This is a genomic window from Pseudomonas sp. PA-6-3C, from assembly GCF_021605825.1.
Taxonomy (GTDB): domain Bacteria; phylum Pseudomonadota; class Gammaproteobacteria; order Pseudomonadales; family Pseudomonadaceae; genus Aquipseudomonas; species Aquipseudomonas edaphica.
This window is the reverse complement of record NZ_WKDV01000001.1, coordinates 262,246-275,592: the sequence shown is the minus strand read 5'-3', so window position 1 is coordinate 275,592 and position 13,347 is coordinate 262,246. Positions and strand designations below refer to the sequence as shown.

Here is a 13,347-nt window from a genome sequence, read left to right as displayed (position 1 = left end):
TCATGGAGCTACGGCTTAAAGTTAAAGTAATTTATTAAGAGTAAGATTTTTTTGGTATTACGAAGATGCATCTGCCAATGATTTGGCAGGGAGGGATTCTTGCGTTACTACCGGTTTTCTGCCCGAGATTCGGGCAGAAGGAAAAAAGGTGGAGAGTCGATCTGTAAGCCGGGTTCTGTCTTGAACAGTCATTCGTCTACGATGGCCATCACTGGACATCTTTAGCAACCTACCCGGTCCCAGCGCGGGCCACGCCTTGGGACCCTATTTGGTCTTGCTCCAAGTGGGGTTTACCTAGCCACGAACTGTTGCCAGTCGTGCGGTGCGCTCTTACCGCACCTTTTCACCCTTACCGGCACCGAAGTGCTTAGGCGGTTATTTTCTGTGGCACTTTCCGTAGGCTCACGCCTCCCAGGCATTACCTGGCACTTCGCCCTATGGAGCCCGGACTTTCCTCCCCCCCCTAATTTTCATAGAGGGCAGCGACTGTCCAATCGACTCTCCGCCGCGCAGGTTAACGGCACGACGGCTTGAGGACAAGTATTAAAAGTGCAGCAATGCCATCACGTTCGGACGGGATACCGGCGTAACCCCGGAACTATTCGGCTTTCTGCTTATCCAGCGCGACTTGATACAGTACGTTCTTACGCAAGCCGGTAATCTCAGCCGCCAGGGCTGCCGCACGCTTCAGGGGCATTTCCTTAAGCAGCAGATCCAGGATGCGCATAGCCTCGCTGCCCACCGCGTCTTCATTTTCCGGTGCGGTCCAGCCGGCCACCAGCACCACGCACTCACCGCGCTGCTGGTTACTGTCGCCCTCAACGAACGCACGCAGTTCCTCCAACGGCAAGCCTTTGAGGGTCTCGAAGGTCTTGGTCAGCTCCCGAGCCAACAGCGCCAAGCGTTCGCCGCCGAACACCAGCTCCATGTCCTGCAAGCACTCGAGAATGCGGTGCGGCGCCTCGTAAAAGATCAACGTACGCGGCTCTTCCTTTAACGCTTGCAGTCGCGCACGGCGCCCAACCGCCTTGGCGGGCAGGAAACCTTCGAAGATAAAACGGTCCGACGGCAACCCGGCGGCCGATAATGCCGCAATCAGCGCGCACGCTCCCGGAACTGGCACTACATTGATACCAGCGGCACGCGCCTGGCGAACCAGGTGATAGCCAGGGTCGGAAATCAACGGAGTGCCGGCATCCGAGATCAATGCCACATCGTCACCCGCCAGCAAGCGCGTGATAAAACGGCTGCCTTCTTCGCGCTCGTTATGCTCATGGCACGCGGCTAATGGCGTGCTGATGCCAAAATGCTGCATCAAACGCTGGGAGTGCCGCGTGTCTTCCGCCGCGATCAATTTTACGTCACGCAACACTTTCAGCGCCCGAGCACTGATGTCGTCCAGGTTGCCAATGGGCGTCGCCACGACAAAAAGCGAGCCTGCAGTGGAATTCAAAGGACCTGGAGCAGTCAAAACGCACACCTCGATGGTAAGGAAAAGTCGCATTGTAGCGCGTAGGCGCCCCGATAATATGCCCTCGAGGTCGGCCATCGATGCCGGCTCGCAACATTTACACGACCTAAATCGATGGTTTCACGCCAGTAACATCGCGCCTGGGCCAGTGCTTGGGTACAATTCCACGCTAATTTGATCGGTATCAGGAACACTTACATGATCGCTTGCCTGCGGCTGCTCTCCGCCCTCTGCCTCGCTGCCTTACTGGCCGCGTGCGCCAGCTCGCCCTCGTCCAGCCTTGGCGACCTCCCCCGGACCCCGGATGCCAGTATCGAGCAACTGCTCGAACAGGCCACCAAGGCCAGTACGCCAGAAAAGGCCGCGATGCTGCGCCTGAGTGCGGCAGACCTGGCCTACCACCAGAACAACCCTGGCCGCTCGTCGCAGATTCTTGCGCAGGTGCCCCTGGATGTCCTGAAGCCGGCCGCACAAGTCTTTGCCAGCACCCTGGCCGCGGAACTGGCCATGGCGCGCAACCAACCCAAAGCGGCTCTGGCCGCCCTGAACCACCCCAGCCTGCAAAGCCTGAAGGAGCTGCCGACTGACCAGCAGATCCGTACCGGCACCGTGCATGCTCGCGCCTATGAAGCCGATGGCCAGACTATGGCTGCCGCGCGTGAGCGGGTGGCCATGGCCCCGTTGCTGACGGGTGATGCCGCCAAGAGCAACCACGAAGCCATCTGGGCGCTGGTCGCCGCGCTGCCTGCAGAGCAACTGCAAGCCAGCGGCAACCCGACCCTCGACGGCTGGATCACCCTGGCCCAGGCAATCAAAGGCGCCGGCACCCTGGAACAACAGCAAGCCGCCATTGATACCTGGCGCGCGCAGAACCCAGGCCACCCGGCGGCAGTCAACCTGCCGACCCCGCTGGCCAAGCTCAAGGAGCTGGCCAGCCAGCCGTTGGCCAAAATCGCGTTGCTGCTGCCGCAGGAAGGCCCTTTGGCGGCGGTCGGCAAGGCGCTGCGCGAAGGCTTCATGGCGGCGCACTTCCAGGCTGAACAAGCCGGGCAGAAGCCGCCGGTCATCGAGTTCTATGACAGTTCGCGCCTGACCTCCCTCGACGACTTCTACGCCAAGGCCCAGGCTGCCGGCGTGCAACTGGTAGTCGGCCCGCTGGAGAAACCACTGGTCAAGCAGCTCGCCTCCCGCGGGCAATTGCCGATCACCACCCTGGGCCTGAACTACAGCGAACTTAACGAAAACCCGCCGCAACTGTTCCAGTTCGGCCTGGCCGCTGAAGACGAAGCCCGCGAAGTCTCGCGTCGCGCCCGTGCCGACGGCCTGCACCGCGCCGCCGCCATGGTGCCGCGTGGCGAATGGGGTGAGCGCGTCTATAAAGCCTTCCGTCAGGACTGGGAAGCCAACGGCGGCACCGTGGTTGGCGTTGAGTACGTCGATCAGCCGGTGGCCCTCGCCCAGCAGATTGCTGACCTGTTCCAGCTGCGTAAAAGCGAAGGCCGCGCCAAGAGCCTGCAAAGCACCGTCGGCACCGACGTCGCCGCGCAACCTTCGCGCCGCCAGGACATCGAGTTCATCTTCCTGGCTGTGACGCCGCAACTGGCCCAGCAGATCAAACCGACACTTAACTTCCAGTACGCCGGTGATGTACCTGTGTATGCGACGTCCCACGTGTTCAGCGCCAGCGGCGACAAAAACCAGTACCTGGACATGACCAACGTGATGTTCTGCGAAACCCCGTGGCTGCTCAACACCACCGACCCGCTGCGCAACCAGGTTGCCGCGCAATGGCCACAGGCCAATGGCAGCCTTGGCCGCCTGTATGCGATGGGCGTGGACGCCTACCGCCTGGCACCGCGCCTGGGCCAACTCAAGGCACTGCCGGACACTCGCGTTGACGGCCTGTCGGGCAACCTGGGTATCGGCGCCTACCAGCGTGTTGACCGCCAGATGCCATGGGCGAAGTTCGTCGGCGGCGAGATTCAACGCCTGCCGGACACCCCGCGCTGATGCTCGAGCGGTCCAGCGCACAAAGCGGCAAGGACGCCGAACTGCAAGCTCTGAACTATCTGCAACAACAGGGTCTGCGCCTTCTGGCGCAGAACTGGTTATGTAAACGCGGTGAGCTTGATCTGGTCATGCTTGACGGCGATACAGTAGTATTCGTCGAAGTCCGCTACAGAAAACACGCACAATGGGGTGGCGCGCTCGCCAGTATCGATGGGCGCAAGCGTCAGAAGCTGATACTCGCCGCGCAGTTTTTCCTGCAAAAAGAGCATCGCTGGGCTGACAGCCCCTGCCGTTTCGATGTGGTTGCCATGGAAAGCACACCGGCAGGCCCAGCTGATTTGAACTGGCTCAAGAATGCCTTCGACAGCTGATTGCCCGGATATCTTCACCACACACTTTTGCTCTTTGCTTTGCGGGCTGCACATTTCTGTGCCAAACAGCCGCGCTACTTAAGGTCACACAGATGGACATGCAATCCCGAATTCGCCAGCTTTTCCAGGCCAGCATCGACACCAAGCAACAGGCGATGGACGTACTTGCACCGCACATCGAGCAAGCCAGTCAGGTCATGGTCAATGCCTTGCTCAACGAGGGCAAAATGCTTTCGTGCGGCAACGGCGGTTCGGCCGGTGATGCCCAGCACTTTTCCTCCGAGCTGCTCAACCGCTTCGAGCGCGAGCGCCCGAGCCTGCCGGCCATCGCGCTGACCACCGACTCATCGACGATCACTTCGATCGCCAACGACTACAGCTACAACGAAATCTTCTCCAAACAGATACGCGCCCTGGGCCAACCCGGCGATGTGTTGCTGGCTATTTCTACCAGCGGCAACTCGGCGAACATTATTCAAGCGATCCAGGCCGCACATGACCGCGAAATGATTGTCGTAGCCTTGACCGGGCGCGACGGCGGCGGCATGGCCTCACTGTTATTGCCTGAGGACGTGGAGATCCGTGTCCCGGCCAACGTCACTGCACGCATTCAAGAAGTCCACCTGCTGGCGATCCACTGCCTGTGCGATCTGATCGACAGCCAACTGTTCGGGAGTGAAGAATGACCGTTAACCGCCTCAGCCTTTTGGCCATTACGCTGTGCCTCGCCATCAGCGGGTGCAGCACGGCAATCACTGCGACACGCGACACACCCATTCAGGATGACCGGGGCACACGCACTTTTGGCAGCACCATCGACGATTCGCTGATCGAAACCAAGGTCAAGGTCAACGTCGCCAAGGCCGCTACCGACCTGGGCAACGGCGCCTCGCGCATTGTGGTCACCAGCTTCAACGGCGTGGTACTGCTGGCCGGGCAGACTCCGCGTGCCGACCTCAAGGCCCAGGCCGAACAAGCCGCCTCGACGGTCCAGCGGGTCAAGAAGGTCCACAACGAACTGCAGGTCATGGACCCGATCACCCTGCTGGCCATCAGCAACGATGCGCTGCTGACCACCAAGATCAAGGCGCAGATGCTCACCGACAGCGGTGTACCTGGCTCGCGCATCAAGATCGTCACCGATAATGGCATCGTCTACATGATGGGCCTGCTGACCCAGGCAGAAGCCACCCGTGCCGCCAACCTGGTACAGGGCGTGTCCGGCGTGCAGAAGATCGTGAAAGTGTTCGAATACATCGACTGATGTAATCGCCAGCCACAAAAAAGGGCGCCGTGCATTGACTGCACGGCGCCCTTTTTATTGCCCAGGGTTTACTGGTATTGCTGGTACGGGTTGCCCTGGAACTGGTTGTTCTGCTGCGGCGCCTGTTGTTGCTGCTGTTGACCAGGCTGGCCGTATTGCTGGCCGGGGATCGGGCCGAGGTTAACTTCTACACGACGGTTCTGGGCACGGCCATTCACATCGGCGTTGCTGGCAATCGGGTTATCCGGGCCGGCACCGCGGGCGCTCAGGTTGGTCGGGCTGACGCCTTGAGAGGTCAGGTAGTTGGCCACGCTCTGGGCACGACGCTGGGACAGGTCCATGTTCAACTGGCGGCTGCCCGTGCTGTCGGTGTAGCCGACAATCTGGATGGTGTTCTGGTTGAACTGCTTGAGGGAGTTGGCCAGGTTGTTGAGCGGCTGGTAAAAACTGCTGGCGATGGCGTCGGAGTTGGTCGCGAAGGTAATGTTACCCGGCATGATCAACTTGATCTGGTCACCCTGGCGCTGCACTTCAACACCGGTGTTGGCCATGCTTTCGCGCAGTTTCTTTTCCTGCTGGTCGGCGTAGTAGCCATAACCGGCGGCGCCCAGGCCTGCAATAGCACCACCGATCAGTGCGCCCTTGCCACGGTTGTTATGGTCGATGGCAGCACCCGCCAGCGCACCGGCCAGAGCACCCAGGCCGCCGTATTTGGCGGTTTTGCTGATACCCCCTTCGGAACCGTTGCTGGCCTGTCCCTGGCTGCCGCCATAAGGATTAGGTGAAGCGCAGCCGGACAACAGGGCTACGGCGGTAGCGACAACAAGCAGACGACGCGGAGTGAACATGAAGGGAGCTCCTACTTTTGCATTCTGTGGTGCAGAGGACATTGGCAATCGACCTGTGCGGAGTTTGGAACGCGACAAACGGTAAAAATTCCGTGGCCACGTCCCGAGCCAGAACAAAATACTGGCCCCTATAACCGCCAGGGAAACCGTAGCAGACGCAGGCTGAACGCGACCTGCGTTTTTTGCTACTGCGGTGCTTGAGAGAGAACAGCGCCCGCCCAGGAATTATTTCCAGGCGTACCCTCAAGCCCGCACAAACGGGTTCTCGCGCATCTCATCACCCAAACAGGTGTCCGGCCCATGCCCTGTCACCACGGTCGCGCCCTCATCCAGGGTGTACAACCGCTGCTTGATCGAGCGCACGATAGTCGCCTGGTCGCCACCCCACAGGTCGGTACGCCCCACGCCGCGCTTGAACAAGGTATCGCCGGCGATCAGCAGCTTGGCATCGGCAAACCAGAAGCTCATCGAACCCGGTGTGTGCCCCGGCGTATGCAGCGCCACCCCACAACCACACGCCAACTCCTCATCGTCCTCCAGCCAGCGGTCCGGCGACGGCACCGGCGTGTAGGGCACACGAAACATCTGGCATTGCATTTCCAGGTTATCCCAAAGAAATTGGTCTTCTTTGTGCAAATGCAGCGTGGCGCCGGTCTTCTCTTTCAACTGGCCGGACGCCAGGAAGTGATCCAAGTGGGCGTGGGTGTGGATAATGCTCACCACCTTGAGGCCCAGCGCATCAAGGCGCGCAAGGATCAGCTCGTGATTGCCGCCCGGGTCGACCACAATGGCTTTTTTGCTGATCGGATCGCCAATGATGGTGCAGTTGCACTGCAAAGGGCCGACGGGGAAGGTTTCGCGGATCAGCACGGGTTTTTCGATATTCATGGGCGTTCCTGCAAGCTCTATGGCACATTCCAGGCGCAGTATGGTGGAGCTTGCTGCGGATTCGAAGGGCATCAGCTGCTAAGCTACTCCAGCGCCATGGAACCCGCACCGCAGCGTCGCATTTGGAGCAAGACGTATGGCCAATTCTCGGATCATCTGCGAACACTGCGATTGCGTGTACGAAAAGGTCACGCTCGCCAAACATCAAAAAGCCCTGTGCACCCGTTGCGCGGGCGTGTTGCAGCGCTACAACGGTTTGTCGGTGCAACAGCGCCTCGCGCTCACCGTTACCGCAGCCGTGTTGTGGACCTTTGCCAATTTCTATCCGGTGATGAGCATCAGCCTCAAAGGCTTGAAAAACAGCGCGACCCTGTGGGACTCGGTGGTCGCGCTGAGCCTGGGGCCGATCACTTTTATTGCGCTGGTCGCGGCGATCTCGATCATCATCGCGCCGGTGTTTCAGTTGCTCTTGCTGATGTGGGTGCTGAGTTTCGCCCTGGCCGGCAAGCGCTCGCCAGCGTTCAAACTGTGCATGCGCTGGCTGGAAGCGCTGAGGCCGTGGAGCATGCTCGAAGTCTGCCTGCTGGGCGCCATGGTTGCGGTGTTCAAGCTGGCCGGCATGCTCGACGTGATCCCCGGCACCGGCCTGTTCGCCCTCGCCGCCCTCGCCTTGCTGCTGATTCGCATCGCCGGGCGTGACGTACGCGACTTGTGGGACGCCGTATGAACTCACCACCGACCGCCCGTGAACTCAACCTGTGCCTGTGCCATACCTGCGGCCAGCCGTGCGACATGCGCGACGAACCCAGCGAGTGTGAACGCTGCGGCGCGCCGCTGCATCGGCGTAAAGTCCACTCGCTGACCCGCACCTGGGCCTACATGCTCACGGCACTGGCGTTTTATATCCCGGCGAATTTATTGCCGGTGATGAACACCACCCTGCTTGGTTCCGGCGCGGACAGCACCATCATGAGCGGCGTGCTGGAGTTCTGGCAGCATGGTGCCTGGGACATTGCCCTGATCATCTTCATTGCCAGCATTGCGGTGCCGGGCATCAAGTTTCTCTCGCTGACCCTGTTGCTGGTCACCGTGCAGCGCAACAGCCAGTGGGCGCGCAAGGAGCGCTCGAAGCTGTTTCGGTTTGTCGAGCTGATCGGCTACTGGTCCATGCTCGATGTGATTGTGGTCGCGCTGGTGGCCGCGCTGGTGAAGTTCCAGGCGCTGGGCACCATCGAGCCGCGCCTGGGCATTTTGTTTTTTGGTCTGGTGGTGGTGTTCACCATGCTCGCGGCCATGAGTTTCGACCCACGCCTGATCTGGGAAAACCCACACAACGAGGAGATCTCGGATGAGTTCACGCAACACTGACACCCCCGCCGGCTCACCGGCGATCAAGACGCGGCGCTTCAGCGTTTCGCTGGTGTGGATCGTGCCGATCGTGGCGGTGCTGGTGGGCATCTCGCTGGTGGTACACAGCGTGCTGCAACAGGGGCCTATCATCGTCCTCAACTTCAAGACCGGCAACGGCCTGGTCGCCAATAAAACCGAAGTCAAATACCGCAACGTGGTGATCGGCCAAGTCTCGGATGTGGCCTTGAGCGATGACCAGAAAAGCGTCAACGCCACCATCAAGTTGGCCAAGCAGGCGGAAAGCTTCACCCGTGAAGACTCCAAGTTCTGGGTAGTCCGCCCACGCATCGGTGCCGGTGGCGTGTCGGGCATCGATACCCTGCTGTCCGGTGACTATATCGGTGCCGATATCGGCCAATCCGATACCCGCGCCAAACAGTTCAAGGGCCTGGAAAACCCGCCGCCCATCACCTATGGCGAGCCGGGCAAACGCTTCACGTTGCATACCCAGGGCCTGGGCTCCCTGGATATCGGCTCGCCGGTGTACTACCGCAAGATCCCGGTGGGCCAGGTCGTGGCCTATGAGCTGGATGACGATGGCAAGGGCGTGAAGATCGAGGTCTTTGTGCATGCGCCCAATGATGTGTACGTCACCGAAAACACGCGATTCTGGAATGCCAGCGGCATTGACCTGAGCGTCGGCGCCAATGGTTTCGCGCTGAAAACCGAGTCATTGTCATCGATGTTGGCCGGCGGCATCGCGTTCCAGGCACCGCCCTACAGCCCCAACGACAAACCGGCCAGCGAAGATCACCCCTATGAACTGTTCGACGACCAGCAAAGCGCCCTCGCCCCGCCCAACGGTCAAGGGCAATACATGGCGCTGCGTTTTGATCAGGCATTGCGTGGGCTCAAGGTCGGCGCGCCGGTGGAATTTCTTGGGGTCGAGTTCGGCAAAGTGGTGTCGATCAACCTGGACTTCGATGCCAAAAAACGCAGTTTCCCGATCAACGTCGGCATCGTTATTTACCCGCAATTGCTCGGCGAAGCCAACACCAAGCTGCTCAAGGCCACCAACCATGACCCTAACGATGAAGCAGGCGGCGTGCGCCTGATCGGCACCTTTATCGAAAACGGCCTGCGCGCTCAGGCCCGCAGCGGCAACCTGCTGACCGGCCAGCTGTACATCGCCCTGGATTTTTTCCCGAAAGCCGACAAAGTCACGTTTGACCCGAACCTGCGCCCGGTCAACATTCCGACCATCCCCGGCAATCTGGAACAGTTGCAGGAGAAACTCGAAGGCATCGTCAACAAGGTCAACCAACTGCCGATGGAGCGCATCGCCGGCAACCTCGACGGCAGCCTGGTTGAGCTGCGCAAAAGCCTTGCCCAGTTCAACGCCAAGACCCTGCCTGGCGTGCAGAGCACCCTGGGCGACGTGAGCAAGACCTTGCAGTCGGCCAACTCAACCCTGGCCGAAGACTCGCCGCAACGTGAACAACTGACCCAGACCCTGGATGAACTGGCGCGCATGTCGCGCTCCTTGCGCGAACTGTCGGACTACCTGGGCCGGCATCCGGAATCGCTGATTCGCGGTCGCCCTGACAACGCCGCGCCAACAGACCTGCAAGGGCCGCCGCGCAAATGACCATTGGAGCCGCCATGACCTTTCTCTTGAAACTTACCCTGGTCGCCGCGCTGGTGCTGCTCGCGGCCTGTCGCAGTGAGCCGATTGCGTTCCACACTCTCACCCCGGTGCACTGGAATAACAGCACTCAGGCACAGGCCAGCGATATCCGCATTGAAAGCATCAGCGTGCCGCCCCAGGTCGACCGCGCACAAATCGTGATTCGCCAGGGCGACAGTGGCGTGGCGATCCTTGAAACCCAATGGTGGGCCGCAACCCTGGCCGATGAGCTGAAAAGCGCGCTGGTGGATCAATTGGCCAACAGTCACTCCCGTCAGCCCCTGTCGTTGCGCGTTGAAGTGCAGCGATTTGACTCGGCGCCGGGCCAATACGCGCTGCTCGATGTGCGCTGGCGCCTGCGGTCCACAAGCGGGGGAGATGCCGCACCGCTGACTTGCCGCACCACCTTGCAGACACCCGCAGGCCCGAGCATTGACGACCTGGTGGTGGCGCATCAGAACAACCTCAAGCGTTTTGCCGCGTTGGTCAGCAAAACCGCCGACACGTCGCTGAAAGCGTGCCCGACTGCGCCGTAGCGAGACAGTCAGACCAGTGTGGGAGCTGGCTTGCCTGCGATAGCATCACCTAAGTTTGACTGATAGACCGAGGTGCCTGCATCGCAGGCAAGCCAGCTCCCACATAAGCCAGTTCCCACACACCAGCTTCTACAGGAAAGCTGGCCCATTATCAGGCCAGTAGCCCCATCGACTTGGCACGGGCCACCGCTTGAGTCCGGCGCTCTACACCCAGTTTGCTGTTGATATGGCTGGCGTGGGTTTTCACCGTGTGCAGGGAGATAAACAACTGATTGCTGATTTCCTGGTTCGAACACCCCTGGGCGATCAGTTGCAGCACCGCCAGTTCGCGGACGCTGAGGGTTTCCTGGCCGGACGGTACTTGGGCGTCAGCTACAACCGGTAACAGCACCAACAAACTCTGGTTCAGCAAGCCATGAGCCTCCCGGCCAAGCTGCTCACGCATCCAGTCCGGATAACTCTCCAGCAGCCGCTGAAAGGGTTGCAACGCCCCACCGGCGCCCGCCTCAAGGGCGCGGGCCAATACTTGCCGGGCCTGGTCTTGCTGCCCACACGCCAGCAGCAACTGCACCTGCTGGGTCAGGGCCATTAGGGCAATCATTTGCCGCCCACTGTTATGCGCTTGCTGAGCCAGCTCCTCGAGGCGTTGCAACGCGGCGGCCGGCTGATGACGGGTGGCGTCCAGCGCAGCCTGTTGCAGCTCGATATGTTGTGGCAAGTGCGGGTGAAATTCCGGCGCTGCTGCTGCGTGTTCACCGTTGTAGGTTTGCCCCAGCCGGGTCAACCAGGCATCTGCCAAGTCAGTGCGGCCTTGAGCCAGCCACAGCTCGCATTTGATCAGGGTGATCATCGCCAGGTAGTAGATCGGCGGCACATCCCAGATGTGCATCAAGCGCTCAGCTTCGGCAAGCTCGGCAAACGCTGTGGGAAAGTCCCCACGGCGCCCTTCAAAGCTGGCAATTACACAATGCCCGATCAGCACGCTGATATCCCGGCAGGCGCGGGCTTCGTTCAGACCCGCGCGTAAACGGACAAGGCCGGCCTCGGGCTGATAGCGCACCAGCAGCAGATAGCCCTCGTACAGCGACAACCGCGCGCGCACCGCGTACAGCCGCTGCGGCGCCAAGCCATGCAGACGTTGCAGCCCCTGGCGCACTTCGTCCAGGGAACGCAGGATTTCGCCCCGCGCCTGCAACACCCGCGCGCGATCGTAATGGGCCAACGCCTCGAACAGCGGGTTACCGACGCGCTGCGCCAGCTCCAGGGATTCGCGATTCAGGCCACGGGCACGCCACAGGTCGGCATCGACGATTGCCAGGTTTGAGAGGGTCGACAGGCACATCAGGCGCTGGCCGTAACGTTTTTGCGGCAAGCTTTCCAACGCCTCGCTGCAGTAGCGCAGGGTCGACTCACGATCGCCTCGGCCTCGAGCGATAATCCCGCTCAGCGCCAGCCACTGTGCCAGCATCGACTTTTGCGCAGTGGCCGACGGTGCCGGCAGGAAGCGGCTGAGGTAGCCAGACAGTTCTTCGGCCGCATCCAGTTGGCAGGCCAGCCCCAATGCCCAACTGTAGAGCACGATCAAACGCGGCGTGCTGATCAGCAGGCTGTCGGGCAAGTCCATCTTCCAGCGCAGCAGCATGCCGACGTTCTGTTCGGCCAGCAGTTGCTCCTCCGACAGGTTCTGCACCAGGTTCGCCGCCACATCCAGGTGGCCGGCGCGCAACGCCTGTTCCACCGCTTCATCGATCAAGCCCTGGGTGTTGAACCAGCGGCAGGCACGCAGGTGCAGGCTGGCAATCGGCACGGTGGCACTGCTCGCACGGCGGGTACGCAGCAGGTCGGAAAACAGATGGTGGTAGCGATACCAGTGGCCCTGCTCATCGAGCGGCACCAGAAACACTTGGTGGGCCTGTAAATAACCGAGGATGTGCGCGCTGTCGTGGGCTTCGCGCACGGCGTCGCACAGCTCACTGCAAAAACGATCCTGAGGCGCAGTGTCGTAGAGGAAGGCTTGAACTTCTGCTGGCAGGCAATCAATGACTTCTTCGAGCAAGTAGTCGCGGATCAGCCCTTCGCCACCGTGCAAATGTTGCGGCAACGCGGCTTCATTGCCAGCTTCGGAGAGGGCCAGCAGCCAGAAGCGCAGGCCAGCCACCCAGCCCTCGCTGCGACGGATCAGGTTGTCCAGGGCTTCGCCGCGCAACGAGCTGCTGTGCCTGTCGAGTACGGCCAGCGATTCGTCGTGGGTCAGGCGCAGGTCTTGTTCGTGCAGCTCCAGCAGGTGGCGCGAGAGTCGCAGCCGCGCCAGGTGCCAGTCCGGGCGCTGGCGGCTGGTGACCAAAACCAGCAGGCCATCGGGTAAATGATTGAGGAAAAATTGCAGGCAGCGGTCCAGCACCGGGCCTTGGGCCAGATGGTAGTCATCCAGCACCAGCAGCAAGGGCGCGCGCGTGGACAGGTGCAGCGTCAGCTCGTCGAGCAAGCCGTCGAGCCATTCTTCAAAGGCAAAGGGTTGGTGACGCTGACGCATTTTCAGCAAACCCAGGGATTGGGCGCCGAGTTGCGGGAAATATTGCTGCAAGCCGTCGAGCAAGCGCTCAAGGAAGCGGCCGGGGTCGTTATCTCGCGGGCTCAGGCCCAGCCACAGGCTTTGCCAATGCGCCGGCAGGCTCTGACAAAACTCCACCGCCAACGAACTCTTGCCGAACCCGGCTGGGGCACTCACCAGCAACAGTCGCCCTGCAAGACCCGCGCTCAAGCGTTCGCACAGGCGCGGGCGCAGCACATAGCCATCAGGTAAAGGCGGCCTGTAGAAACGCGCTTCCAGGGTCGGAATCACCGCGCTTGCAGGGCCTTGGATTCGGGACAGATCAGTCATCGCCGGGCTCTTGTAGAAGGCTGTTGTCGGCATTGCAGATG

General features: G+C 60.9%; 12 protein-coding genes and 1 other RNA gene. 8 read left to right on the top strand and 5 right to left on the bottom strand.

The genetic code is table 11. The features are described 5' to 3' along the window. Positions 1–148 precede the first annotated feature (148 nt). Together rnpB and rsmI are read right to left on the bottom strand one after the other, a co-directional pair. Positions 149–502, bottom strand: an RNA gene (gene rnpB / locus GIW48_RS01365) — RNase P RNA component class A. Positions 503–598: 96 nt separating this feature from the next. After that, a complete protein-coding gene (gene rsmI, locus GIW48_RS01360) occupies positions 599–1,504 on the bottom strand; it encodes a 16S rRNA (cytidine(1402)-2'-O)-methyltransferase (protein WP_017138193.1) in 906 nt (301 codons plus the stop codon). A 165-nt stretch (positions 1,505–1,669) separates the two neighbouring features. Here rsmI and GIW48_RS01355 point away from each other — a divergent pair, with 165 nt between their 5' ends. From GIW48_RS01355 to GIW48_RS01340, 4 genes are all read left to right on the top strand, one after another. Next, positions 1,670–3,481, top strand: coding sequence for a penicillin-binding protein activator (locus GIW48_RS01355; RefSeq protein WP_236460318.1), 1,812 nt, complete (start codon positions 1,670–1,672; stop codon positions 3,479–3,481). Then, the gene (locus tag GIW48_RS01350) at positions 3,481–3,852 is read left to right on the top strand and encodes a YraN family protein (protein ID WP_017138195.1); all 372 of its coding nucleotides are present in this window, start codon (positions 3,481–3,483) and stop codon (positions 3,850–3,852) included. The genes GIW48_RS01355 and GIW48_RS01350 overlap by 1 nt, the downstream gene beginning before the upstream one ends. 92 nt (positions 3,853–3,944) lie before the next feature. Next, positions 3,945–4,538, top strand: coding sequence for a phosphoheptose isomerase (locus tag GIW48_RS01345; protein WP_007904374.1), 594 nt, complete (start codon positions 3,945–3,947; stop codon positions 4,536–4,538). After that, positions 4,535–5,116 carry a BON domain-containing protein gene (locus tag GIW48_RS01340; protein WP_017138196.1) on the top strand — a complete coding sequence of 194 codons (582 nt, stop codon included), beginning with the start codon at positions 4,535–4,537 and terminating at the stop codon, positions 5,114–5,116. Before GIW48_RS01345 ends, GIW48_RS01340 begins: the two co-directional genes overlap by 4 nt. A gap of 68 nt (positions 5,117–5,184) precedes the next feature. On the opposite strand, the gene GIW48_RS01335 is transcribed toward GIW48_RS01340, so the two are convergent. Both GIW48_RS01335 and GIW48_RS01330 read right to left on the bottom strand, forming a co-directional pair. Continuing rightward, positions 5,185–5,964, bottom strand: a complete 780-nt coding sequence (locus GIW48_RS01335) for an OmpA family protein (protein WP_017138197.1) — start codon at positions 5,962–5,964, stop codon at positions 5,185–5,187. A gap of 243 nt (positions 5,965–6,207) precedes the next feature. Beyond that, positions 6,208–6,852 (bottom strand): MBL fold metallo-hydrolase, encoded by a 645-nt coding sequence (locus GIW48_RS01330; protein ID WP_017138198.1) that lies wholly within the window; start codon positions 6,850–6,852, stop codon positions 6,208–6,210. Positions 6,853–6,988: 136 nt separating this feature from the next. On the opposite strand from GIW48_RS01330, the gene GIW48_RS01325 reads away from it, so the two are divergent. The 4 genes from GIW48_RS01325 to GIW48_RS01310 are packed head-to-tail and all read left to right on the top strand — an operon-like array spanning position 6,989 to position 10,425. After that, the gene (locus GIW48_RS01325; protein WP_169986918.1) at positions 6,989–7,579 is read left to right on the top strand and encodes a paraquat-inducible protein A; all 591 of its coding nucleotides are present in this window, start codon (positions 6,989–6,991) and stop codon (positions 7,577–7,579) included. Next, positions 7,576–8,220: a paraquat-inducible protein A gene (locus tag GIW48_RS01320; protein WP_236460317.1), complete on the top strand. Its 645-nt coding sequence runs from the start codon at positions 7,576–7,578 to the stop codon at positions 8,218–8,220. The genes GIW48_RS01325 and GIW48_RS01320 overlap by 4 nt, the downstream gene beginning before the upstream one ends. Continuing rightward, the gene (locus GIW48_RS01315) at positions 8,201–9,850 is read left to right on the top strand and encodes a PqiB family protein (protein WP_236460316.1); all 1,650 of its coding nucleotides are present in this window, start codon (positions 8,201–8,203) and stop codon (positions 9,848–9,850) included. The genes GIW48_RS01320 and GIW48_RS01315 overlap by 20 nt, the downstream gene beginning before the upstream one ends. Before the next feature lie 14 nt (positions 9,851–9,864). Further along, positions 9,865–10,425: a PqiC family protein gene (locus GIW48_RS01310; RefSeq protein WP_236460315.1), complete on the top strand. Its 561-nt coding sequence runs from the start codon at positions 9,865–9,867 to the stop codon at positions 10,423–10,425. 151 nt (positions 10,426–10,576) lie between these two features. Here the strand turns inward: GIW48_RS01310 and GIW48_RS01305 are convergent, their stop codons facing one another. Continuing rightward, complete coding sequence (locus GIW48_RS01305) at positions 10,577–13,306, bottom strand: LuxR C-terminal-related transcriptional regulator (protein WP_236460314.1); 2,730 nt, start codon at positions 13,304–13,306, stop codon at positions 10,577–10,579. Positions 13,307–13,347: the final 41 nt, after the last annotated feature.